The 23829-nt window shown below is 68.4% G+C and carries 18 protein-coding genes and 1 pseudogene; 12 read left to right on the top strand and 7 right to left on the bottom strand.

The window, feature by feature from the left end; translation table 11 throughout:
* Positions 1-74: 74 nt before the first annotated feature.
* From ACYF6T_RS40945 to ACYF6T_RS40935, 3 genes and pseudogenes are all read left to right on the top strand, one after another.
* Positions 75-1994 carry an ABC transporter ATP-binding protein gene (locus tag ACYF6T_RS40945; protein ID WP_461703051.1) on the top strand — a complete coding sequence of 640 codons (1920 nt, stop codon included), beginning with the start codon at positions 75-77 and terminating at the stop codon, positions 1992-1994.
* Positions 1995-2760: 766 nt separating this feature from the next.
* Complete coding sequence (locus tag ACYF6T_RS40940; RefSeq protein WP_461703050.1) at positions 2761-3738, top strand: ParB/RepB/Spo0J family partition protein; 978 nt, start codon at positions 2761-2763, stop codon at positions 3736-3738.
* A 106-nt stretch (positions 3739-3844) separates the two neighbouring features.
* Positions 3845-4108: pseudogene (locus tag ACYF6T_RS40935) on the top strand (transposase); the annotation flags it as partial.
* A 218-nt stretch (positions 4109-4326) separates the two neighbouring features.
* Here ACYF6T_RS40935 and ACYF6T_RS40930 read toward each other — a convergent pair.
* On the bottom strand, positions 4327-5277 hold the full coding sequence (locus tag ACYF6T_RS40930; RefSeq protein WP_461703049.1) for a WD40 repeat domain-containing protein: 951 nt from the start codon (positions 5275-5277) through the stop codon (positions 4327-4329).
* Between the two features lie 370 nt (positions 5278-5647).
* On the opposite strand from ACYF6T_RS40930, the gene ACYF6T_RS40925 reads away from it, so the two are divergent.
* Positions 5648-5908, top strand: a complete 261-nt coding sequence (locus tag ACYF6T_RS40925) for a hypothetical protein (protein WP_461703048.1) — start codon at positions 5648-5650, stop codon at positions 5906-5908.
* 3 nt (positions 5909-5911) lie between these two features.
* Here the strand turns inward: ACYF6T_RS40925 and ACYF6T_RS40920 are convergent, their stop codons facing one another.
* Together ACYF6T_RS40920 and ACYF6T_RS40915 are read right to left on the bottom strand one after the other, a co-directional pair.
* Complete coding sequence (locus ACYF6T_RS40920; RefSeq protein ID WP_461703047.1) at positions 5912-6991, bottom strand: TRAP transporter substrate-binding protein; 1080 nt, start codon at positions 6989-6991, stop codon at positions 5912-5914.
* A gap of 687 nt (positions 6992-7678) precedes the next feature.
* Positions 7679-8587: a helix-turn-helix domain-containing protein gene (locus ACYF6T_RS40915; RefSeq protein WP_461703046.1), complete on the bottom strand. Its 909-nt coding sequence runs from the start codon at positions 8585-8587 to the stop codon at positions 7679-7681.
* 113 nt (positions 8588-8700) lie between these two features.
* On the opposite strand from ACYF6T_RS40915, the gene ACYF6T_RS40910 reads away from it, so the two are divergent.
* Positions 8701-9720: an aldo/keto reductase gene (locus ACYF6T_RS40910; RefSeq protein WP_461703045.1), complete on the top strand. Its 1020-nt coding sequence runs from the start codon at positions 8701-8703 to the stop codon at positions 9718-9720.
* 379 nt (positions 9721-10099) lie between these two features.
* Entirely contained in the window at positions 10100-10300 is a 201-nt protein-coding gene (locus ACYF6T_RS40905) for a hypothetical protein (protein ID WP_461703044.1), read from the top strand.
* Positions 10301-10903: 603 nt separating this feature from the next.
* On the opposite strand, the gene ACYF6T_RS40900 is transcribed toward ACYF6T_RS40905, so the two are convergent.
* The 3 genes from ACYF6T_RS40900 to ACYF6T_RS40890 form a co-directional block, all read right to left on the bottom strand.
* Positions 10904-11584, bottom strand: coding sequence for a class I SAM-dependent methyltransferase (locus ACYF6T_RS40900; RefSeq protein WP_461703043.1), 681 nt, complete (start codon positions 11582-11584; stop codon positions 10904-10906).
* A gap of 169 nt (positions 11585-11753) precedes the next feature.
* On the bottom strand, positions 11754-12941 hold the full coding sequence (locus tag ACYF6T_RS40895; RefSeq protein ID WP_461703042.1) for a fumarylacetoacetate hydrolase family protein: 1188 nt from the start codon (positions 12939-12941) through the stop codon (positions 11754-11756).
* A gap of 76 nt (positions 12942-13017) precedes the next feature.
* A complete protein-coding gene (locus ACYF6T_RS40890) occupies positions 13018-14754 on the bottom strand; it encodes an IlvD/Edd family dehydratase (protein WP_461703041.1) in 1737 nt (578 codons plus the stop codon).
* 57 nt (positions 14755-14811) lie between these two features.
* Between ACYF6T_RS40890 and ACYF6T_RS40885 the strand changes: the two genes are divergently transcribed.
* The gene (locus tag ACYF6T_RS40885) at positions 14812-15555 is read left to right on the top strand and encodes a FadR/GntR family transcriptional regulator (RefSeq protein WP_461703040.1); all 744 of its coding nucleotides are present in this window, start codon (positions 14812-14814) and stop codon (positions 15553-15555) included.
* A 749-nt stretch (positions 15556-16304) separates the two neighbouring features.
* Positions 16305-16496 carry a hypothetical protein gene (locus ACYF6T_RS40880; RefSeq protein WP_461703039.1) on the top strand — a complete coding sequence of 64 codons (192 nt, stop codon included), beginning with the start codon at positions 16305-16307 and terminating at the stop codon, positions 16494-16496.
* Between the two features lie 536 nt (positions 16497-17032).
* Here ACYF6T_RS40880 and ACYF6T_RS40875 read toward each other — a convergent pair.
* A complete protein-coding gene (locus tag ACYF6T_RS40875; RefSeq protein WP_461703038.1) occupies positions 17033-18043 on the bottom strand; it encodes a LacI family DNA-binding transcriptional regulator in 1011 nt (336 codons plus the stop codon).
* Positions 18044-18318: 275 nt separating this feature from the next.
* Here ACYF6T_RS40875 and ACYF6T_RS40870 point away from each other — a divergent pair, with 275 nt between their 5' ends.
* The 4 genes from ACYF6T_RS40870 to ACYF6T_RS40855 are packed head-to-tail and all read left to right on the top strand — an operon-like array spanning position 18319 to position 23821.
* Positions 18319-19635 carry an extracellular solute-binding protein gene (locus tag ACYF6T_RS40870; protein WP_461703037.1) on the top strand — a complete coding sequence of 439 codons (1317 nt, stop codon included), beginning with the start codon at positions 18319-18321 and terminating at the stop codon, positions 19633-19635.
* Positions 19632-20537 carry a carbohydrate ABC transporter permease gene (locus ACYF6T_RS40865; protein WP_461703036.1) on the top strand — a complete coding sequence of 302 codons (906 nt, stop codon included), beginning with the start codon at positions 19632-19634 and terminating at the stop codon, positions 20535-20537. Before ACYF6T_RS40870 ends, ACYF6T_RS40865 begins: the two co-directional genes overlap by 4 nt.
* 1 nt (position 20538) lies before the next feature.
* The gene (locus tag ACYF6T_RS40860) at positions 20539-21429 is read left to right on the top strand and encodes a carbohydrate ABC transporter permease (RefSeq protein WP_461703035.1); all 891 of its coding nucleotides are present in this window, start codon (positions 20539-20541) and stop codon (positions 21427-21429) included.
* Between the two features lie 10 nt (positions 21430-21439).
* Positions 21440-23821 (top strand): beta-xylosidase/alpha-l-arabinosidase, encoded by a 2382-nt coding sequence (locus ACYF6T_RS40855; RefSeq protein WP_461703034.1) that lies wholly within the window; start codon positions 21440-21442, stop codon positions 23819-23821.
* The last annotated feature ends 8 nt before the right edge of the window (positions 23822-23829 follow it).

Here is a 23829-nt window from a genome sequence, read left to right as displayed (position 1 = left end):
AGGCCAAGCACGACAAGCACCGACCGGTGCCCACGCGCAGCGACGAGAGAACGAGGCGGGTTTCCATGTCGATGATGGGGGGCGGGAGCGGTGGTCCCGCACTGGGGCCGGGCGGTCTGCGCCTGGATGACGAAACGATCACGAAGCAACGAGCGAAGTCTGGCACGGTCCGGCGGATCCTCCCGTACACGAGAAGATTCCGCTGGTCCTTGTGGCTGCTGATGGCCACCACAGTGATCGACGCGGGTGTCACTGCCTCGACCCCGCTGATACTCAAGTCGATCATCGATGACGGCATCCTGCCCAAGGACCGAGCGGTTGTCGTGTGGTTGTGCCTGGCTGTCATCGGGCTCGCCCTGCTCGACGCGGCGGCCGTCTACATCCAGGCGTGGTGCTCGGGCCGGATCGGCGAGGGAATCGTCTACGAGCTGCGTACCCAGGTCTTCGCGCACGTGCAGGAGCAGCCGCTGGCCTTCTTCACCCGCACCCAGACCGGCGCGCTGATCAGCAGACTCAACGGAGACATCATCGGTGCCCGGCAGGCCGTCACGTCTCTGCTCTCGCAGTCGGTCTCGACCCTCCTGACACTGACGCTCGTACTGGGCGCGATGTTCTACCTGTCCTGGCAGATCACAGTCGCCGCCTTGGTGATGATCCCGTTCTTCCTGATCCCGGTCCGGCTCATTGCGCGGAGACTTCAGCGGATCAGCCGCCAGACGATGCAGCTCAACGCGGAGATGAGCTCGATGATGAGCGAGCGATTCAACGTTCTGGGCGCGATGCTGGCCAAGCTTTACGGCCGTGCCCGGGAGGAATCGGCGCTGTTCTCCGCCACCGCGGCCCGAGTGCGCGATGTCGCCACTGTCGAAGTGGTGTGGGGGCGGCTGCTGTTCGTCATCGTGTCGCTGCTCACCGCCATGACGACGGCCCTGGTCTACGGCCTCGGCGGCATCCTGACCATCGACGGCACACTTGCGATCGGCACGCTGGTAGCCATGGTGACGCTGCTGCTGCGGCTCTACGGACCGGTCAACCAACTGTCGACCATGCAGTCCACCGCGATGGTCGCGCTCGTCAGCTTCGACCGGGTCTTCGAGGTGCTGGATCTCAAGCCGATCGTCAGCGAGCGGACCGGTGCCCGGCCTCTCACCGCCCGGAGCACAGCGCCCGACATCGAATTCGATCACGTCTCTTTCCGGTACCCCACTGCGAAGGAGGTGTCTCTGGCTTCCCTGGAGACGCTCGGGACACGCCCGCCGGAGCGGGCCGACAACAGCTTCGCTTTGGAGGAACTGACCTTCCGTGCGCCGGCGGGCAAGCTCACCGCTCTGGTCGGCCCCTCGGGCGCGGGCAAGACCACGATCACGCACCTGGTGCCTCGTCTCTACGACGTGACGTCGGGCACGGTGCGCATCGAGGGACACGACGTACGCGACCTGACCCTGCAATCACTGCGGGACACCGTTGGCGTGGTCACCCAGGACGCCCACCTCTTCCACGACACGCTGCGGGCCAACCTGTTGTACGCCCGCCCCGACGCCGATGAGAAGGAGCTGATCGAGGCGTGCCGGGCGGCACTGATCTGGAACACCCTGGAGGCGCTGCCCAACGGTCTCGATACCGTGGTCGGTGATCGCGGGTACCGGCTCTCCGGCGGTGAGAAACAACGGATCGCCTTGGCCAGGCTGTTGCTCAAGGGGCCACGTGTCGTCGTGCTCGACGAGGCCACCGCCCACTTGGACTCCACGTCCGAAGCGGCGATTCAGCGAGCCCTCCGGACGGCTCTGACCGGCCGCACCTCACTCGTGATCGCGCACCGTCTCTCCACGATCCGCGAAGCCGATCAGATTCTGGTCATCGAGAGCGGTCGCGTCCGGGAGGGCGGATCGCACGCGGAGCTGATGACCGCGGGCGGGCTTTACGCCGATCTGTATCGCACCCAGTTCGCGCCGCAGGACACTGACAGCGCGACCTCGGCTCCGAGCCGGAGCTGACCGCAGCGGCAGGTCGGTGATCCTTCTCGTTGTCCTCCATTTGCCGGCAGATGGCTAGAAAACCGGACCGATCGCCGGGGCGAGGTTGAACGGTTGGTTTCTTCCTTGACAATTCTGCGAGGACTATACGGGCCAGAGGGTGTCCGCTCGCCATGTCGCTGTACTGGGAAGACTCAGGAACTCGACAGAGTCAAGTTTAGGTCATCTCAAATCCTGGTCAATCGCAATGAACGGTGCCCGGTACGTTTCGAGCAGGATTGAAAGGTGGTTGTCTTCGCGGCGCCCTACAGGATACTGGGTTATCGTCAGTCGAACGGGCAGCGCAAATACATGAAGCGGACGGGGCGACTCCGTGGAGTGTGTGAGCGAACCCGGCTCACCGCTGCCGCCGTCGCGTGGCCGTCCTGCCCTCCTCCAGGTGCAGAGGCGGCCGCCGATGACGCAGAAAGCCGTAGCAGGCCGGCGGCCGTCGTCGTCAAGAAAAGTCCTGACGTGGCCAGGGTTACGTCTCCGGGAGATCGGTGCGGCGAAATTCTGAATTCATCAGAGGCGTGGAATGCGGGCATGAAGCCGGCCGGCAGTCGTCCCCGTCGTCGCGGATAAATTCAGTTTCGACCATGAGTATCGGATTTGCAAGCCTGCAGAGGAGACATGGATGGAAATGAATCCGTCAGGTGTTGACTCATCGGTATCTGCCGACAACGGGAAGGCTGACGGTCCCGTCGGGCCGGCCATGCACGCTGGAACGTGTTCCTGTAGCTCTTGCGTGGATGGCAAAATATCCACCGTTCCGATTGCCTTATTACTGCCGGGCGATTCTCCGCGTTCTAGTGGACAGGACCACGAACATGTCGCCCGGCTGGCGGAGATCGACGCGACCCTTCCTCCCATTCTTGTGAACCGGCGCACGATGCAGGTGATAGACGGCATGCATCGTCTTATGGCCGCCGTGTCCAAGGGGCGTGACAGGATCGAGGTCAAGTTCTTCGACGGTTCCCCTGAGGAAGCGTTCCTGCGTGCGGTCGAAACCAACGTGACCCACGGGCTTCCGCTGTCACTCGCTGATCGCCGCGGCGCGGCCACGCGGATCGTCATTTCACACCCTGAGATGTCCGACCGGGCCATCGCGCGGATTTCGGGACTCGGGGCGAAAACCGTCGCGACCATCCGGCGCTCGACCGACTCTGTGCCGCGCTTGAAGGAGCGCGTGGGGCGGGACGGCAAGGTCCGACCACTGAGCAGCGTGGAGGGCCGGCGTAGAGCTGCCGCGGTGCTGACCGAGCACCCCGAGGCATCGCTGCGCGAGGTGGCCCGACAGGCTGGCATCTCTCCGGCAACAGTGTGGGATGTCCGTAAACGGCTGCGAGCGGAGCAGACGAATACCGATAAAGCACCGAACAGGCGCACTGCCCCGGACGACGTCACGACGCCCACCCACGTAGACGGTCCGAGCCTCCAGCGAAAGGCGTCGCAGCCTCAGGCGGATCCGGAGAGCGTACTCACCAAATTACGACGCGATCCGTCCCTGCGCCACAAGGAGGTGGGGAGGCACCTCCTGCACCTGCTCCAACAGAACGCGATTGTGATGCAGGCATGGACCGAACTGGCGACAGCGGTACCGCCGCACTGCGGCGACCTTGTGGCGTACTTGGCACGACAGTACGCAGAGACCTGGCGCGGGTTCGCCCGGGAGCTCGACGAGCGCGCTCGTGAACTGCCTCGTCCGACGGCCGGCAATCTGTAGCAGGAGCGCCGACCGGTCCGGATCCGTTCCTTTTAACTCCGCCCGCAGGGACCATCCCCGCGGGCGGAGCAGCGGGTCTCACGCCGCACGTACAGCGGGATGACCCGACCGTATCCGCGCCGCCCGCGCAACCGGCCTGCACAAACCACCTTGCACGACGCCGCACAGAACCAGGTTCGGCTGGAGACCATCCGGATCGCGCTCGACCTGCTGGCCTGGATGCCCTGCTCGCCCTCGTCTGCCACTTCGCCTTTTCTCCGCCGCCGCGCAGCTCGTCGTCAGCGGACGACGCGGCATCCTCCGCTTCGCGAAGCACTGGCCCCGGGCGGACCTGATCATCGACGCTCTGCGACGGCCCAACCCCGGCTGACCAGCAATTTCCATCCGCCGCGACAGCCCGGGCCACCTACCTGCCCACCTGTAGAAATGACCGCCCTGAGTGAGCCGAAAGGGTCCGTCAGCAAGCTGACGGACCCTCACGCAAGATCGGGGTTAGCTTTGCTTGCTGCCTCGCTATCGTCGCGTTGGCCGTCAACCGTCCGTTCTCAAGCCGACCGAGGATGCACCAACCGCTTGCAGGGCCCGCATTCAGTCCGACACGGAATAGAGCCTGATTTCACCCTGCGCTGTCCCCACCGCCATGAGGGTGCTTCCATCCGGCTGGTCAAGCGCAGCAACCGATACACCGGACAGTGACAGGGCTATCGCCTCACCGGTCCAGGCATGCCAGGCCCGGATTCCGCCGCTTGGTCCTGCGGACAAGAGCAGCGGTATTCCCCCCGGACAGGCGGTGGTCAAGAGGTGTACGTCAGACCCGGCCGTCAGGGGATTCCCTACCCGCTCGCCTGTCACTGCGTCCCAACGGGAGACCTCACCCTCCGCATCAGCCGATGCGAACAGGCTTCTCCCGTCGGCCGTGGGAAGACGAGAAATAGATGACACCAGCAAGGCGTGCCCTTCGACCGGAACGCCGATAGGGGCGCCGGTGGTGGCATCCCAACGTCTCAGGTAACCCGCATCGTCTCCGGACACGATGACGGCATCCGTCGCTGAGAGACCCACTAGCCCCACAGCCAGTACTGACGTCTCGTGACCACGTAGCGGTGCACCCAGCTGTTCGCCGCTTGTGGCGTCCCACCGGAAGACGGCGTGGTTATGCCCTGCACCTAGAAGTACCGTACGGCCACCGGGAAAGGTGGCGGCATCCACACCCCAGATCGTCCAATCCGACGAATCTGCGCTGCCGAGAGAGGCTCCTGTGTGTGCGTTCCAGCGTTCGACGCCGTCTTCCGTCGACACGGCCAGGATGCGTCGCCCGTCCGGAAGTCCGGCGAGCACAGCGTCGTTGACGCCCGGAAGTTCCTCGGTGAAGGACCACAATGATGTCCCGGCGGTGATGTCCCACCCGTGGATTACTGGTTCCATCCCCGTTATCGAGACAAGGAGATCTGGGCCTTGCGCTGTGGGCACCAGCATGGGGCGGACCGCCTCCGAGTTCCCCGTGTTGATGGTCAACACCTCAATGGCTCTCAGCATCAACGCCCCTTTCCCGTAAGTCGATTATTTCGGATTTATGCCTAGGCGCCTTCCTCTGCTCTGTTGGCCATGTCGGCCAGGCCGTTATCGAGGGGTCGGTCGCTGTCATCGCTGGTCGATGTACCCACCTGCGCAAGTATCGGGTATGCCGGGTCATGGTCGGGTGAGGATACGGACCCGGAGGATCGGTGAGGGCCAGGACGGGTTCTGTCATCATCCGAGGTACGACCGGGGTGGACAGCGAGCCGGAGTTCGTGACGTACCCATGGTGGGATCGCTGCCTGATCGAACTGGCGCCGCCCGGACAGCAGTTCCTGATCGTCGTCCACGATCATGCGGACGTCGCCTTTCACGTCTACTCCAAGTCCCCGTCGTGGCCTTCGGATACGACGGGAAGAAGTGCTTCGCGGACTGGAGCGGCGGCTGCCTGACCGACGACACTGCCGTCGTCTCCCTGGGCGGTGAGAGCGAGGACGAGGGGGAGTGGTTGCGCCGCCACCTGGTCGACGTACGCACAGGCATGCTCAGCGGCGAATTCACCGTCGAGGCGAGCAAACCTCACGAGCTGGTGTCCCTGGGCGACGGATCCTGGCTCACCGACGGCCCCGGCGGCCATCCCGTTTGCTGGTCGTAGACGTCAACCCTTGCAGGACAGGGGCGGTTCGGCCGGTACGTCCCGGACCACGGCGGTGATGGCATCGAGGTACTTCTTGGTCCGCCGGTCGCGGGACAGCTGCTCGTACACCGGCTGCACCGCTTTGCGCAGTGCGGTCAGTTGGGCCGGGTTCGCGGTGACGAACTTCTGCCCCCGGGCGCAGAGGCTCTCAAGGGCCTCGTGCTCCTGTGCGCGCAAGTCAGCGCCGGCGCCGTGCACTGCTTGTCGTGCCGCGTCCCGCAGCTGCGTGCGCTGGTCCTCGCTGAGCCGCTCGATGGCCTTGGTGTTGGCGACCAGGACGATGGGACGCGGCCACAGTACGACGTTGGCGGTGCCGATCATTCCCGCTTCGTCGTAACGGCTGCCGTTGACGGAGACGAGTTGTTGTTCGAATCCATCAAAAGCGGTCACCGAGCTGCCCGCGCCGAACCATTGCGGTTTCCCTCCGAGGGCGCGAATGGTGGAGTCGGCGACCTTGGACTCCTGGATGCCGATCGTGCGTCCCTTGTAGTCCCCCGGACCCAGCAGTGGTGTCCCGGCGCCGAAGGGTCGGCGCAGGCTGCCCGGGAGCAGACCCACTCCGGTGAGGCCGCCACCGTCGACCTCGCGGATCATGCGCTCGGCGACCGGTGCGCGAAGGACCTTCTCCTCGGCGTCGAAGCTGTTGATCAGCAGGGGTGCGGTCAGGGCGCCGAGGGCGGGGGCACGATGGATGTCGAAGACCCGACTGCCCAGTGCGGCCAGGTCGACCCGTCCGGACTGCACGTCATCGAGCAGTTGCTCCTCGAAGTCCGGTCCTTCCTCATGGTGGGCGTTGAACTCGGCGGAGATACGGATCGAGTCGTGGGACAGTGTCCTCACGTTCTGGAGGAAGGCGCGGAACTCGTCGCTAGCGCCCATCGGCGTCGCCAGCGACAGTACGACCGGCCCACCCGTGCCGCTGCCCTGCGTGTTGTTGACGGGTTTCCCCGCGCTCGCAGTGCCGGAGCAGCCGACGGCGAGCAGAATCAGCCCGACGGCCGTGCTCAGTGCGGCACCTACCGTCGTACGTGGGAAACGCATGGCCTCACGCTTCCTTCTCGATGGGCCGCTCACAGCGCGACAAGTGAGTAGGCGCGGCGCACGGGCCGTGCTCACGGTCCGCCTGCATCGACGGTAGGGGCCGAAGGCCTCGCCCGCATCCGGTATAGCCCGGCACATCCCTGAAAGGACGGCCCCCGCAGCAGAGAACACACGCCATGCAGCTTCGAGGGCAGGGTCGTCCAATCGCCGGTCGCCTCGGTCTTGACATCGCTCAGCTTCGCGAACGACAGGTCTCCCAGATGCCCGCAAGCACATCTGCGCTGTAGACCAGGATTGCTCCACGCCGCGGGGGCGGGGGAGCGAATCTCCCTTCATTTCTGAGCTTGATTCTGTCGGGGAGTGCGTCCTGAACACGAAGAGGAGCGCTATGCGCTCTGCCGGGTCAGCTCGGACGCGACGATCGGGGCGGCAGCAGTCGACCGGCCGAGCCCCGCAACGGACGGCCGTGCCATCGCCTGGGTTCCAGGTGAGGCCACAGTGGTGAATTGTCCAGGTCCTGGTTGCGGGCAGCGGCTGGGACCTGTGGAATTGCCTGCTGTATCGCCCTCGGCGTTCTACTCCCGGGCCGGGGTCACTCCCGCCAGGACACTGGCCGAGCGGCTGTCGGGCCGACCGCGATGACGAAATCCGTCATGGTCTGCGACGGGCCGGGGTTACGCTCTCTGATCACGTGTCCGTTCCGGCGCCCGTCAGCGCCTGGATGCCGATGACGTCCAGCAGCCGCAGCCGCTCGGCGGTCTCGCTGCCCTCCGCCGCACTGAAGGCCATGATCCTCAGATCGGTGCCGAGCGCCGCCAGGAAGTCGCAGTCGAGGGTGAGCTCACCGATGCTCGCGTGCCGGACGGTCTTGGTCAGGGACTCGTGCCCAGCCACCACGCCGGAATCCCACAGCGCCGCGAAGTCTCTGCTCCGGGTACGGAGCCCATCGATCAGTGCGGCCAGTGCGGCGTCCTTCGGATAGCGGGCCGACGCCGCTCGCAGGTCGGACACGAAGGCCGCGCGGTGACCCGTCTTCCGGCTCACCGCCTGGGGGTACCCGGCGGGCGGTGCGATGAAGGACCACCACACCGCATTCCTCCCGAAGCCGCGTGACGGCGGCGGGTCACCGAACAGTGCCGCCCACAACGGGTTCCACGTGATGAGATTCCAAGCGGCGTCGTACACACTCAGCGGTGTGCCGGTCAGCCGATCGAGCAGGCGCTGGACGCCTGCCGGCACGTGATCGGAAACCTGCCCGGCGCTCGGCACCGCCTGACCGGCAAGCACGAAAAGGTGCTCACGCTCCGCCGTCGTCAGCCGCAACGCCCGAGCCAACGCGGACAGTACTTGCGGGGACGGATTCGTCGACCTGCCCTGTTCGAGCCGCACGATGTAGTCGACGGACAAGCCGGCGAGCAGGGCGAGCTCCTCACGCCGCAGGCCCGGCGCCCGCCGGCCTCCGTCGTCCGGCAGCCCGACCTCGGCCGGTTTCGTGCGATCCCGCCAGGCGTGCAACGCCCTGCCGAGATCCGAGGTTCCGGTCATCTCCCGAGTATCGCCGATCGGCCGCGTCCCATCCTGGTACTGCGAGTCCACCGGCTGCGGCGGGTACTGGTCGATGCCCGCGGATCCACGAACAGTGGATGCACCGGCCGATGGCCGGTGGCCGGCGGGGCCCCACCCGCCGCGCCGCACCGAAGGAGCACTTCATGAAGTACCGCAACCTCGGGCGGACCGGGATCAAGGTCAGCCCCTACGGTCTCGGCACGCTGATGTTCGCCAGCCAGATGGGCAACGACCCGGACGAGTCGGTCCGCATCATCCACAAGGCGATCGACGCCGGGATCAACCTCATCGACACCGCCGACCGCTACGCCGACTCGGAGGACATCGTGGGAAGGGCCCTGAAGGGCCGCCGCGACGAGGTGGTCCTGGCCACCAAGGTCGGCCTGCCCATGGGCCAGGGCCCCAACCAGCAGGGCGGCTCCCGCCGCTGGATCACCACAGCCGTCGAGAACTCCCTGCGCCGGCTCGGCACCGACCACATCGACGTCTACCAGCTCCAAAGGCCCGACCCGGACACCGACCTGGAGGAGACCCTGTCCGTCCTGACCGACCTCGTCAGGGCCGGCAAGGTGCGCGCCATCGGCTCGTCGACCACGCCCGCCTCGATGATCGTCCAGGCCCAGTGGGTCGCCGAACGCGCCGGGCTTCAGCGGTTCCGCACCGAGCAACCCCCGTACTCGATCCTGAACCGCGGCATCGAACGGGAGGTCCTGCCGCTCGCGCAGGAGTACGGCATGGGCGTCATGGTGTGGGGCCCGTTCGGCCAAGGCCTGCTGACCGGCCGGGTGCGCAAGGGCGGTGACAACGACCTCAAGCGCGCCCAGTTCTCCCGGCACCTGTCCGACGAGCGCCGCATCGACGTCGTCGAACAGCTCGTCCCGCTCGCGAAGGAGGCCGGCCTGCCCCTTACCCACTTGGCCATGGCCTTCACCATCGCCCATCCGGGCGTCAGCGCCGCGCTCCTCGGCCCGCGCACCATGGACCACCTCGACGACCTTCTGGCCGGGGCCGATGTCGAGCTGTCCGACGACCTCCTCGACCGGATCGACGAAATCGTCCCGCCGGGCACCGACGTCACCGCGCTCGACCAGGAATACCGGCCCCCCGCCCTGCTCGAGACCGCTCTCCGGCGTCGTCCCGCCGGGCTCCGGTCGGCGGCCTGAGCCCCAGGGGCCCGGCAGCAGTGGACCCAGGGACGCGGACCGGTCCCTGGCACACCGCGGGCAGACGCACGCATGCCCACACCGACAAAACCACCCCGAGTTCGGAAGGACGCCGTTGCGCTCTACCGCGGCGCGGCCGGGAAGCGGACGTGTGCGGCGGTTGCCGCGGGTCTCCGTATCACCGCGAAGTCGCTTCGGACCTGTCTGCGCAAGGACGAAGCCCCGACCCCGCCCGAGAACCGCGATGGCAGCGCGAGCGCGACGGAGTACGGGCCCGGCTGCGCGCGGAGAACGCCCGGCTGCTCGAGGCCGAGCAGGAGTGGCAGTTGGAGCGCGAGATCCAGCGCCGGGAAGCGGCCGATTTCGCCTCAATGGCAGTGTGAGCCCCTGCCGCTGGGACTTCGTCTCCCAGAACCGCGGTGATTTCGGCGTGCAGCGGATCTGCTGGGTGCTCGGGGTGTCCCGCGGTGGCTACTACCGGCATCTGGCCAAGGGGCAGGCCCACGCTGAGCGCCGGGCCGAAGAGAAGGGGACCATGAGCGAGATCCGCGCCATCCATGCCGAATGCCAGGGGGCGTAGGGGGCTCCGCGCGTTCATGCTGAACTGCGTGCGAGGGAGCGAAAATCAACCGCAAGCGCGTCACCCGGCCGATGCGGATCAACAGCACACCCAGACGCACGATGTCGCTCGCAGCGCCTCGGCCACACAGGAGCACCGGATCGTGGGGACTGACCGAAAGACGGAACCATCATGACCAATTCGTAGCCGCGCAGGCGTTCCCAGGGGCGTAGCGAGATGCCCCTGGGACCTGAACGAACGGAAGGCCTGCGGCAGATCCGCGATGCGCTGCCGCCGTGTGCGCTCTTTGAGCGCAGGCAGCGCAGCGGGTAGGCCCAGTTGGGTTTGCTGCTGCGCCGCGGGCAGGCCACCCGGGCCGTGATCCTTCGTCTGTGCTTTGCCGGCGGCGGCTGGAGAAGACTTAACGCCTCGCGGTGCCGTCCGCGTACGATGGCCTGCGCCAGCTCGCCTACCGGCTGATGGGCGCCGAAGTCCGCGGCCATGTCACGGCGGCCGCGCGGGGTGATCTGCATCCGGGTGGCGGGAGTCAGCGGAGGTTGGTTTCAAGCTGCCGTCTGCGTTCTCTGCCCAGATGCCGGGCCTGCGGTGAGCGAAGGGGCTGGCTCAGCGCAGTCGTCGCGCACGCAGTACCAGGTCGTCGGTGTGGTGCGCGCCGGCGCCGCCGTCGGGTGCCACGCGTGGTCGCTGCTCGTTCACCTCGATCGTCCAGTCGTCGGTGAGCAGGGCGGCGACCGTCGAGGGCCAGACGTAGTCAGCCGGGTCGAAGCCGCTGTCGTGCGCCTGCTGGGTGTCGATCCCCGCGTGGTGTACGAGCAGTAGCGTGCCGCCGGGCGCGACGGCTGCGAGCAGCGCTCGCTCGGCTGCGGCCTCGGGGGTGCGCAGCAGGGCTGGATACTGGGCGGAGACCAGGTCGAAGGAGGCCGGCGGGAGCGCCGCTTCCGTCAGCGCGGCGTGTACCCAGCGAACGGTGACGCCTGCGTCCCGGGCGTGCCCGGCCGCCCGCTCCAGCGCCACGCCCGAGACGTCGAGGGCGGTCACGTCCCAGCCGCCGCGCGCGAGCCAGAGCGCGTCCGCGCCCTCGCCGCAGCCGACGTCGAGCACCCGCCCGGGCGTGAGGCCGGCGACCTCGGCCACGAGCGCACCGTTGGGCTGGCCGCTCCACAGCTGTTGTCGCTCGGCGTATCGGTTGTCCCACTCCGCCCGCACCGCGGGGTCCCCGAGGTATCCGTCGCCGGGCCAGGACGTGTCAGACGCGGGCGATCCCGCTGTGATGTGGTCGGTCATGGGCCCAACGTCACCCATCGTGGCCCGGTCACGCCACTACTGTTGCCGCTTTGGCAAAACGGCGTCCACGGGGCGAGGAACAGCCTTTCGCCGCGTCCGTGAGATGCTTGGTGAGGGCCTGACGGACGCGGAAGTACGATGAGCGGTGGTCGATGGGTGCCGGCGGGGCTCACAGTACGCCGCGCTGGGCGAGGTTGCGCATCAGCGCGCGCACGCCGAACGCCCACGGTGCGGCCTGTTCGCTGGGGACGACGGTGTTGACCAGAGCGCCGAGCCGAGGGCTGGAGATCCGTACGACGTCGCCGTGTCGGTGGGTGAAGCCCTCGCCGGGTGCGTGCCGGTCCTCGGTGGGTGCGAACAGGGTGCCGGTGAACAGCACGAAGCCGTCCGGGTATTGATGGTGCGCGCCGTGCGTGGCGGCCACCAGCTCCAGCACGTCGCGGCTGATCTCGCGCATGGAGCTGCTGCCGCGCAGGACGTAGCCGTCCGTGCCGTCGATCCGCAGGTCGATGTCGAGGCCGCGGACGGTGTCGAGGTCGAAGCCGTCGTCGAGCAGGCGGACGAACGGGCCGACGGCGCATGAGGCGTTGTTGTCCTTGGCGCGGGAGAGCAGCAGGGCGCTGCGTCCCTCGATGTCGCGGAGGTTGACGTCGTTGCCGAGCGTCGCGCCGCGTACCCGGCCGCGCGAGTCGACGACGAGGACGACCTCGGGCTCGGGGTTGTTCCACACCGAGGCGCCGAGCACTCCGATGTCGGCGCCGGTGCCGACCGCGGACAGGACCGGGGCCTTGGTGAACACTTCCGGGTCCGGCCCGATGCCGACCTCCAGATACTGGGACCACAGTCCTTCGGCGATCAGCAGTTGCTTGGCCTTGTCCGCCTCCGGCGACCCGGGGCGGATGCCGTCGAGCGCGCCGCCGACCGCCCGTTGGACGAGTGTCCGCACCCGGGCGGCCTGCGCCGGATCGCCGCCCGAGCGCTCCTCGATGACGCGCTCCAGCAGGCTCCGGGCGAAGGTGACGCCCGCAGCCTTGATCACCTGCAGATCGATGGGGGCGAGCAGATGGGGGACATCCCGGCGGCCGGCCGGGGCGCGCAGCAGTTCGTCGAGGCGCCAGACGTGCCCGCCGTCGGCTTCGCGGACCACGGCCGCCGCGTCGTCGCGTTCCATCAGGTCGGAGACGGTGGGCGCGACGGCCGTCAGGTCGACGACGTGCTCGCCGCGGACCGCGGCCACACACGGTCCGTCCCAGCGTGGGTCGTGGACGCGTGCGACAAGGGCGGCTTGATCGGCGTCCTCCGGCAGGACCGAGTCGGCGGTGAGGGCCGGGCGAGGGCGTGTTGCTGCCGGTTCCACGATCGATGCTCTCCTTCGTTCGTGGTTTCGAAGGATTCGGTCACGGGGTGGGCTCGGTAGGCGAGGGGTGTGGAGCTCAGTGGGAGTCGCGGGGGACGTCGTGTCCGCGGCTTCCGCGCAGGAAGTCGAAGTCGGCGCCTTGGTCGGCCTGTTCGACGTGCTGGGTGTAGAGCCAGGTGTAGCCGCCGGTGTATGGCTCGGCGGGTGCCTTCCATGCCTTCCGGCGCCGGGTGAGCTCGGCGTCGTCCACGTCCAGGCGCAGGGTGCGGTCGGGGACGTCGAGGACGATGGGGTCTCCGTCGCGCACCAGGGCGAGGGGGCCGCCGACGGCGGCCTCGGGCGCCACGTGCAGGACCACGGTTCCGTACCCGGTGCCGCTCATCCGGCCGTCGCAGATGCGCACCATGTCCTTGACGCCGGCCTTGAGCAGCTTGGCGGGCAGCGGGACGTTGGAGACCTCGGGCATGCCGGGGTAGCCCTTGGGGCCGGCGTTGCGGATGACGATGACGGTGTTCTCGTCGACGTCGAGGTCGGGGTCGTCGGCGACCTCGTGGTAGGCCTCGGGGGAGTCGAAGACGAGCGCGGGGCCACGGTGGGTGAGCAGGTGTGGTGAGGCGGCGGACTGCTTGATGACGGCGCCGTCCGGGCACAGATTGCCGCGCAGGACGGCGGTTGCGGTGCCGGCCGGCTGGAACGGGGCGTCGAGGCCGGTGATGACGTCGGGATTGACGTTCTCGGCGTTCTCGACGTTCTCGGCGATGTTGCGTCCGGTGACGGTGATCTGCTCGCCGTGCAGCAGTCGGCCACGGAGCAGTTCGGCCATGACGGCGGGCAGTCCACCGGCGTAGCAGAAGTCCTCCATCAGATAGGTGCCGCTGGGCATCAGGTTGACCAGGGTCGGCACCTCGCGCACCAGGGCGTCGAAGTCCTCCAGGCTCAGGTCGACGCCCACGCGCCCGGCGAGGGCGGTGAGATGGATGATCGCGTTGGTGGAGCCGCCGATGGCCGCGTTGACCCGGATGGCGTTCTCGAACGCCTCCCGGGTCAGGATCTGCGAGGGGCGCAACTCCTCCTCCACCATCCGCACGATGCGCTGCCCCGCCGCCTGCGCGGTCTCCATCCGCCGGGAGTCGACGGCCGGCCAGGATGCCGAGCCCGGAAGCTGCATGCCCAGCGCCTCGGCCATGCAGGCCATCGTGGAGGCGGTGCCCATCGTCATGCAGTGGCCGTTGGAGCGGGCCATGCACCCTTCGGCGAAGAAGCACTCCTCCTCGGTCATCCGGCCGGTCTTGAGGTCCTCCTCGAACTTCCACACGTGGGTGCCGGAGCCCACGTCCTGGCCCCTGTACTTGCCGTTGAGCATCGGCCCGCCGGTGACCATGACGGCGGGCAGGTCGACGCTGGCGGCGCCCATGAGCATGGCGGGGGTCGTCTTGTCGCAGCCGGACAGGAGTACGACGCCGTCGAGCGGGTTGGCCCGGATCAGCTCCTCGACCTCCATGGCCATCAGGTTGCGGTAGAGCATGGCGGTGGGGCGCATCAGCGTCTCGCCGGTGGCCATGGTGGGGAACTGCAGGGGGAAGCCGCCGGCCTGCCACACACCGCGCTTGACGGCTTCGGCGACACGGGTCAAGTGGACGTTGCAGGGGGCGAGTTCGGAGGCGCTGGTCGCGATGCCGATGACGGGACGCCCGTCGAACACCTCGTGCCCGAATCCCTGGCTGCGCATCCAGGAGCGGTACACCATCCCGCTGCGGCCACGCGCACCGAACCATGCCTGGCTACGTCGGCTCGTCTTCTTCCCGGTGCTCATGTGGACACTCCCGTGGCTCGCCGTACCCTGTGAGGCAATCATTAAATGATTCGATGAATGGCGTCCAGAGAGCGAGCAGAGATCGTGGTGCACTTCCGGACCATGCATCAGCGCGTGGTCGACGAACTCGGCCGGCGCATCGCGGGCGGCGTATGGGAGCCGGGGCATCCGCTGCCGGTCGAGGACGTGCTCGCGACGGAGATCGGCGTCAGCCGGGGCGTGTTGCGGGAAGCGGTCAAGGCCCTGGTGGCCAAGGGAATGCTGGACGTACGCCCGCGCACCGGCACGCGCGTGCTGTCCCCGGAGCACTGGAACCACCTGGACCGCGACGTGCTGCGTTGGAAGCGGGCCGGGGACGCCACGGCTCTTTTGAACGACACGGCCGAACTGCGCCGCATCGTCGAGCCCGAAGCCGCCCGGCTCGCCGCCGAGCGGGCGGGCCCCGACGATGTACGAGCCCTGCACGACGCCCTGGCCGCCATGGAGGCCGCGGCCGCACAACCCGGCCGCAGCGGCTACGTCGAGGCCGACATCGCCTTCCACCGGGCCCTGTTCGACGCCAGCGGCAACCGCCTCCTCGGTTCACTGGGCCGCGCCGTCGACATCGCACTGGAACACAGCTTCCACGTCAGTACCCAGACCCCGGGCGCGGCCGAAGCCTCACTGCCCGTCCACCGCGCCGTCGTGGAAGCCATCGCCGCCCACGACCCCACGGCAGCGGCAGCCGCCGTACGGACCATCATCGAAGCCGCCGAAAAGGAGATCGCCCAGTCACCGGGACTGCCGCGTGACGCCGTCTGACGTGCCCTGGCCGCGATCCCGGAGCGCGACGGCTGTGCCGACATGCCTGCGCAGCCAACCGGCAGGCATGTGATGCCTGCGTTGGACGTTCAGCGTGTTCCTGCACCGTCTACGACGCGCTCAACGTCTGGAACGACTTCCCGCCCTTTGACCGAAGGCCTCCTGCTCGCCGCGTCAGGACGTCGCGGCGCCGATACCTGCCGGCAGGGCCCTCAACTGCGTGCGGTCCGCGGCGCTGAGCCCGGCAGCCGCGTCCGTTGAGCGCGAACTGGTCCAGTTCCTGCGCCTCGCGGTGGCACAACCGTCCCTTGCCGGTCAGGCGCAGCAGGAAGCCCCGCATCCGCAGCGGTTCCTCCGCCCGGAGGAGCATGCGCAGGGCGCGCAGCCGGGCGATCGATGCCCCACCGATCCGTAGTCGGGACTCGACGAACTGGCACAGTTTCTTTCGACGCGTGGGGAGCGACATGGCAGTACACGGCAGCAGCGACATCCTGATCGGCTCTTGTGCCGATCATGTGCGTCAGCGACCGCTTTCATCGCGGTGGCGCCTTCCTCTCGCCCGTCGGTTCCGGCTGACGACCGCCGCCCTCGACCGGGTGGAGGTGGTCGATCCGGTCTGCCTGGCTGGTCGAGCGGTTCGGGGCCAAGCGTGTCCTGCTCAACGCCCTGGTCGCCTTCCTCGGCTCGTCACCGCTGTGCGGCGCCAGCGCATCGCCCCGGCCGCTGCTCCGATCCGGGGCGGAGTGCTGGTGGACCGTCTCTCCTGGCGCTGGATCTTCTACGTGAACGTTCCCGTGCGTCGTCCGGCCGTGATGTTCGGCATCTGTGAGGGCCCCAACCGCGGGTGGTCCTCCGTGGCCGTCCTGATGACCCTGATCCTGGGCGCCGTCCTGCTGGCCGCGGCCATCGTCTTCGAACCGCGCACGGCCGAACCCCTCTGAAGCTCCGCCTCTTCGCCGACGACTGTTGCGGGAGGTCTGGTGCCGATTCTCGGCGCCATGTACCCGGGTCCGCGCTTTTCGCCAGCAGGCTCAGGGCCGCAGCGCCCCGGAATCCGGCACACCAGCACCTTCTCGGATGGCTTCGGTGTCCTGCTGACCGTGCAGGTGGTCGGTGTCCTCTACGCCCGCGTCGGACCCCGCATCATCGTGGGATGTGTTCCTGCTCGGCAGGGCGAACAGCAGCAGGACTCCGCCGACCCCGGCCAGGCCGCAGCGCCATGGGTGGCGTCTTCATGCCGACGACGGTGGCCTCACTCGCTACCGTCGCCCCGACCCACCCGTCACCGTCTACCAACACGCCCCTGTCGCACTGGTGTTGATCGCCGCGGTCACCGCGGCTTTCGCCTTCACCGTCCCCGACGGCCCCGCCTGCGCCGCGGCAGACGGCACCACGGCTGCCTCGGGTCGCCCCGCCCGCCTGCGACGACGGCACGAGGGCGTCCACCGACACCAGGCTGCGCCGCGCTGCCGTAGGTCTACGCTCCCGGCGGCGCCGTCGAGGCGCGTACCACGAGTTCGGTGGCGAGTTCGATGTGGTGGGACTCGACCTTCTCGCCGTTGGCCAGTCGAAGGGCGGTGCGCAGTGCGGCACCGCCCATCTCCCGTAGCGGCTGGCGCACGGTGGTCAGTGGCGGTGAGGCCATCTGAGCGAGGTCCGTGTCGTCGAAGCCCACCACGCTCAGGTCTTCGGGGATGCGCAGGCCCCGGGTGCGGGCGGTCTCGATGACACCGAGGGCGGTCTCGTCGTTGCCTGTGAAGATCGCCGTCGGTGGCTCTTGCAGATCGAGCAGCGCCGCGGCGCCGGCCAAGCCGGATTCGTACGTGAATTCTCCGGGCCGTACGTAGGTGTGGGGAACCGGTGCTCCTTCCGCCTCCATCGCGGCGCGATAGCCGTGCATGCGCGCCTGGCTGGGCACGGCCATGGCCGGTCCGCCGAGGTAGGCGACGCGGCGGTGGCCGAGCGAGAGCAGGTGCCGGGTCGCAGCCAGGCCCCCGGCGAAGTTGGTCGCCCCGACGCTGTGGACCCGGCTGTCGGGCAGGTGCAGCGGGTCCAGCACGACCAGCGGCAGCCCGGCCCGGGCCAGCTCCTTCAGGTGCGCGGCGGTGTACACGCTGGTGACCGCGATGAGGGCACGGCGCCCGGCCGAGACCAGATCCCGGGCCCAGTGCGGGGCGCGGGTCGCCTTGCTGATCACCACCGAGGCCCCTGCCTCGGCGGCGGAGTCGATGACGCCTTCCAGCGTCTTGGCCACGTACGACTTGAGAACGCCCTGGAACTGGACCTCGATGACCGGCAGTTCCACGGCCTCGGTGTGGCGGAACACGGGTGCGACGTAGTCGTGCTGATGCAGCAGCTCCTGCACCCGGGCGCGGGTGTGCGGCGCCACGTCACCGCGGCCGTTGACCACTTTGGACACGGTCGCGACGGAGACTCCAGCCGCTTGGGCGATGTCCGCCAAAGTGGTACGCCTGGCGTTCGCTGGCATCGGTTCCTCTCAGCTGTGCGTACGACATCCCCGCAGGGGATCTCTGACCTTCGAAATTTTTCGACGCTCACCAAGGCTTTTCAAGGGGCGTGTCGGCCCGATATTACGCAGGTGGTAGCTGCTCGACAGCGTACCCGCGCATGCCTTGACAGGGCGTCAGCCCGAAACCTAGTTTCACGCACACGCTCCACACGCAGACTCGAAGACGGCGTTTTCGAAAATGTTTCACCACGACTCACGAGAAGCCGGTGGGCTCTCGAGTGCGGAGATCAAACATGGCGAATTCCCTCTCTCGACGCACCCTCCTCGGCCTGGCCGCCGCTGTGCCGGTCTCCGCGGCGCTGACGGCCTGCGGCTCGTCCGGTCCCAGTAAGAGCGGCGGTGGGGCTTCGTACTGGTACCTCAGTGGCCAGCCTCAGGAAGGCGTCAGGACGAACGCGCTGAACGCCTTCAACAAGGCCCACCCCAAGGAGCAGATCAAGGGCACCACCTTCCCGAACGACGCGTACAAGACGAAGATCAAGACCGCCATCGGCGCCGGGCAGGCGCCCACCCTCATCTGGGGCTGGGGCGGCGGCACGCTGCGCTCCTACGTGAAGGCGGGCCAGGTTGAGGACCTCACCTCGTGGTTTGGTGACCACCCCGAGGTCAAGAAGAAGCTGTTCCCGTCCTCGTTCGGCCCGGCGACCATCGATGGCAAGATCTACGCGATGCCGTGCGAGACCGTGCAGCCGATCGTCCTCTACTACAACAGGAAGGTCTTCGACAAGGTCGGCGTGAAGCCGCCGCAGTCCTGGGGCGACATCATGGCCCTGGTGCCCAAGTTCAAGGCGAAGGGCATAGCGCCGTTCTCCCTCGGCGGTCAGTCCCGGTGGACGAACATGATGTGGCTGGAGTTCCTCTTCGACCGCATCGGCGGTCCCGAGGTGTTCCAGGCCGTCTTCGACGGCGAGAAGAACGCCTGGTCCAACCCGGCCGCCCTCGACGCGCTCGGCAAGGTGCAGGAGCTGGTCAAGGCGGGCGGGTTCGTCAAGGGCTTCTCCTCGATCACGGCGGACTCCAACGCCGACCAGGCGCTGCTGTACACCGGCAAGGCCGCGATGATGCTGCACGGCTCCTGGTCGTACGGCATCCAGAAGGCCGACGGCGGCGATTTCGTCTCCGGCGGCGGGCTGGGCTTCATGAACTTCCCGCCCGTCGAGGGCGGCAAGGGTGACCCGAGCGACACCGTCGGCAACCCCGGCCAGTACCTGTCCATCTCCTCCAAGGCCAGCGCCGAGCAGAAGAAGATCGCGAAGGACTACTTCGCCAAGGGTGTCCTCCAGCCGGCCGAGGTGAAGGACTGGATCGGCACCGGGGCGGTCCCGCTCCTGCTCGGCACGGAGAAGCAGCTGGACGCCTCCAAGGACGCCGAGTTCCTGAAGTTCACCTACGACGTCGCCAGCAAGGCCAAGACGTTCGCCCAGTCCTGGGACCAGGCGCTCAGCCCGACGGCCGCGGAGACGCTCCTGGACAACATCGTCAAGCTGTTCCAGCTGTCCATCTCGCCGGCGAAGTTCGCCGCCAACCTCAACGAGGTCCTCGGCAAATGAGCTCGCTCACCCCCCAGGCACCGACCGACGGCCGGCCCCGCAGCATCCTGCCGTGGCTGGCCGCTCCGGCGCTGGTGTTCTTCATCGGCTTCGCCGTCATCCCGCTCGTCGGCGTCTTCGCGCTGAGCTTCACGACCTGGGACGGGATCGGCGCCATCCACCCGTCGGGGCTGACCAGTTGGCGCGCGGTGCTCAACGATCCCGGGCTGCCGCACGCCGTCCTGGTGACGTTCGGGGTGATGGCCGCCTCGTGGGCGTTCCAGACGCCGATGAGCATTCTGCTCGGCACGTTCATGGCCGGCCGCCAGCGCTACCGAGCCATCCTCGGCGTGGTGTACTTCATCCCGCTGCTGCTCAGCTCGGCCGCGATCGCCGTCGCGTACAAGGCGCTGCTGAACCCCACCTTCGGGCTCGGCGCGGGCCTGGGCATCGACTGGCTCAGCAAGGACTGGCTGGGGCGGCCGGGACTCGCGTTCGGAGTCGTCATCTTCATCGTCTCCTGGCAGTTCATCCCGTTCCACTCGCTGATCTACCAGGGCGGGGTGCAGCAGATCCCGGCGTCCCTGTACGAGGCCGCACAGCTGGACGGCGCCGGACGGGTGCGCCAGTTCTTCAGCGTCACGCTGCCCGCGCTGAAATACACCATCATCACGTCGTCGACGCTGATGGTGGTCGGCTCGCTGACCTTCTTCGACCTGATCTACGTCCTGACCGAGGGCGGACCCGGGGACGCCACCCGGGTCCTCGCGCTCGACATGTACAAGCGGGGCTTCCAGGCCAACCTGATGGGTCCGGCCAGCGTCATCGCGACCATCCTCGTCCTGGTGGGCCTCGGCCTCGCCCTGCTGCTGCGCCGGCTCGGCGGCAAGGACGCCGCCGCTAGCCAGCTCGAGGGGGTCTGACGTGACCACAACACTGACCAAGGCGCAGCGCCAGGAGAAGATCACCCGCCGCGAGCGGCACCCTCGCTCCGCCGCTCAACGCCGCAACTGGCTCGGCGGCCTGTCCGGCTGGCTCTGGCTCGTCGTCGTCGCGGTGCCCCTGTACTGGACCGTGATCACCAGCCTCAAGGACCAGAGCAAGTACTACGCGGGCAACGCCCTTGCGCCCTCAGCCGATTCCACGCTGGACAACTACCGGCTGGTCATCGAGTCCGACTTCGGCCAGTACTTCGTGAACAGCGTCGTGGTCGCCGTCGGAGCGGTGGTGCCGGCGATCACGTTCTCCTTCATGGCCGCCTACGCGATCGTGCGCAGCGGCGGCACGCGCTTTCTGCGCGCGGTCAACGGCCTCTTCCTCATGGGCCTCGCCATCCCGCTGCAGGCGACGATCATCCCGATCTACCTGATCGTCATCAGGCTGCACCTGTACGACAGCCTGCTGGCGCTTATCCTCCCGTCGATCGCCTTCGCCATCCCGCTGTCCGTGCTGGTGCTTGCCAACTTCATCCGCGACGTGCCCAAGGAGCTGTTCGACTCGATGCGGGTCGACGGCGCCACCGAGTGGACGACGCTGTGGCGGCTTGCGGCGCCGCTCACGCGGCCGGCCCTCGTCACCGTGACCATCTACAGCGCGCTGACGATCTGGAACGGATTCCTGCTGCCGCTGGTCCTCACCCAGAGCCCGTCCAAGCGGACCCTGCCGCTCGCCGTGTGGTCCTTGCAGGGCCAGTTCCAGGTCAACGTCCCCGCCATCCTCGCCGCCGTCGTCCTGACGACGCTGCCCATCCTGGTCCTGTACGTCTTCGGGCGCCGGCAACTGCTCAGTGGCCTGACCGCCGGGTTCAGCCGGTGATGAAAGGAAAGTGACCGCCAACGTGGCCGTAGAGCCTATCCCCGACATCCCCCTCTGGAACGACCCCGCCGTCCCCGTCACCGCCAGGGTCGACGCCCTGATCGACGCGATGACCCTTCAGGAGAAGACCGCCCAGCTGTACGGAGTATGGGTGGGCGCTTCCGACGAGGGCGGTGAAGTGGCCCCCCACCAGCACGACATGGAGGAGGCCGCCGATCTCGAGGCCCTGATGCCCAGCGGACTGGGCCAGCTCACCCGCCCCTTCGGCACCGCCCCCGTCGACCCGGCCCTGGGTGCGCTCTCTCTGGCGCGCACGCAGGCTCGTATCGCCGCGGTGAACCGTTTCGGTATTCCCGCCGTCGCACACGACGAGTGCCTGGCCGGTTTCGCCGCCTGGGGCGCCACCGCCTACCCCGTTCCGTTGTCCTGGGGCGCCACCTTCGACCCGGACGTGGTGCGCCGTATGGCCGCCGCCATCGGCCGCGACATGCGCTCCGTCGGCGTCCACCAAGGTCTCGCGCCCGTCCTCGACGTCGTCCGCGACGCCCGTTGGGGCCGCGTGGAGGAGACCATCGGCGAGGACCCGTACCTCGTCGGCACCATCGGCACGGCGTACGTACAGGGCCTTCAGTCCGCCGGCATCATCGCCACCCTCAAGCACTTCGTCGGCTACTCCGCGTCCCGTGCCGGACGCAACCTGGCCCCCGCATCCATGGGAGCCCGCGAGCGCGCCGATGTCCTGCTGCCCCCCTTCGAGATGGCCATCCGCGAGGGCGGCGCCCACTCCGTGATGCACGCCTATACCGACACCGACGGCGTACCCGCGGCCGCCGACGAACAACTGTTGACCGGACTGCTCCGCGACACCTGGGGCTTCGACGGCACTGTCGTCGCCGACTACTTCGGCATCGCCTTCCTCAAGACCCTGCACGGCATCGCGGCCGACTGGGCCGGCGCCGCCGGCGCCGCACTCGCGGCGGGCGTCGACGTCGAACTGCCCAACGTCAAGACCTTCGGCCCACCCCTCGTGCAAGCCGTCACCGAGGGCCGCATACCGGAAGAGCTCATCGACCGGGCCCTGCGCCACGTCCTGCTGCAGAAGGCGATGCTCGGCCTGCTCGACCCCGACTGGAGCCCCATGCCGGCCGCGCTCGACGCCGCGGATCTTGATGATCCGGACGCGCTGCGCGGCAAGGTCGACCTGGACCCGCCCGGGAACCGTCAACTGGCCCGCGAGATCGCCGAGAAGGCGGTCGTCCTGCTCACCAACGACGGCACGCTGCCCCTCACCCGGCCGCGCCGCATCGCCCTGATCGGTCCCAACGCCGACGAGCCCACCGCCGTACTGGGCTGCTACTCCTTCCCCCAGCACGTCGGCGTCCACCACCCCGGGACGCCGCTCGGCATCGAGCTGCCCACCCTGCGCGACACGCTCGCCGCCGAATTCCCCGACGCCGAGATCACGCTCACCCGCGGCACCGGCATCGACGACGGAGACCTCTCCGGCATCGGCGAGGCCGCCCAGGCGGCGCACGAGGCCGACGTCGCCGTGGTGGTGCTCGGTGACCGCGCGGGGCTGTTCGGGCGGGGCACCAGCGGCGAGGGCTGCGACGCCGAGACGCTGGACCTGCCCGGTGCGCAGCAGCACCTGCTCGACACCCTGCTCGATCTGGAGACACCCGTGGTCACCGTGCTGCTCGCGGGCCGGCCGTACGCCCTCGGCCGCGCCGTGGAGGAGTCCGCCGCGATCGTGCAGTCCTTCTTCCCGGGGGAGGAGGGAACGCACGTGATCGCCGGCGTCCTCAGCGGACGTATCAATCCCTCGGGACGTCTCCCGGTCAGCGTGCCGCGCGCGCCTGGCTCCCAGCCGACCACGTACCTCGGCGCGCGGCTCGCGCACGCCAGCGAGGTGTCCAACATCGATCCGACCCCGGCATTCGCCTTCGGCCACGGCCTGTCCTACACGCAATTCGACTGGAGCGACCTGACCGTCGACGTCCAGCAGGCCCCGACAGACGGCGAGTTCACCCTCACCTTCACCGTCCGCAACACCGGCGAACGGCCCGGAGCGGAGGTGGCCCAGCTCTATCTGCACGACCCGGTCGCCTCCGTCGTGCAGCCGGTGCAGCGCCTGGCCGGCTACACCCGGCTCGAGCTGGCGCCGGGCGAGGCCCGCCGCGTCCGTGTCACGGTCCCGGCCGACCTCGCCTCCTTCACCGGGCGCGACGGGCGGCGCGTGGTCGAACCGGGGGAGCTGGAAGTGCGGTTGGCCGCCACCAGCGCGGATCCGCGCCTGACGGCCAGGGTCACGCTGACCGGAGCCGAGCGCCACGTGGACCACACGCGGCGCTTCCACGCCACGTTCGAGCAGGAGCCCCCGGATCGGGCATGAGCCGGGTG

The organism is Streptomyces sp. 7R007, from assembly GCF_054850255.1.
Note: the sequence above shows the minus strand (reverse complement) of the source record. Positions and strands in the feature narration are given on the sequence as shown.

Excerpts from the sequence above, each read along its gene's own strand:
- ACYF6T_RS40945 (WP_461703051.1), top strand. The coding sequence starts at position 75 with ATGGGGGGCGGGAGCGGTGGTCCCGCACTGGGGCCGGGCGGTCTGCGC.
- ACYF6T_RS40920 (WP_461703047.1), bottom strand. The coding sequence starts at position 6,991 with ATGCGTTTCCCACGTACGACGGTAGGTGCCGCACTGAGCACGGCCGTC.
- ACYF6T_RS40910 (WP_461703045.1), top strand. The coding sequence starts at position 8,701 with ATGAAGTACCGCAACCTCGGGCGGACCGGGATCAAGGTCAGCCCCTAC.
- ACYF6T_RS40900 (WP_461703043.1), bottom strand. The coding sequence starts at position 11,584 with ATGACCGACCACATCACAGCGGGATCGCCCGCGTCTGACACGTCCTGG.
- ACYF6T_RS40890 (WP_461703041.1), bottom strand. The coding sequence starts at position 14,754 with ATGAGCACCGGGAAGAAGACGAGCCGACGTAGCCAGGCATGGTTCGGT.
- ACYF6T_RS40885 (WP_461703040.1), top strand. The coding sequence starts at position 14,812 with ATGGCGTCCAGAGAGCGAGCAGAGATCGTGGTGCACTTCCGGACCATG.
- ACYF6T_RS40875 (WP_461703038.1), bottom strand. The coding sequence starts at position 18,043 with ATGCCAGCGAACGCCAGGCGTACCACTTTGGCGGACATCGCCCAAGCG.
- ACYF6T_RS40870 (WP_461703037.1), top strand. The coding sequence starts at position 18,319 with ATGGCGAATTCCCTCTCTCGACGCACCCTCCTCGGCCTGGCCGCCGCT.
- ACYF6T_RS40865 (WP_461703036.1), top strand. The coding sequence starts at position 19,632 with ATGAGCTCGCTCACCCCCCAGGCACCGACCGACGGCCGGCCCCGCAGC.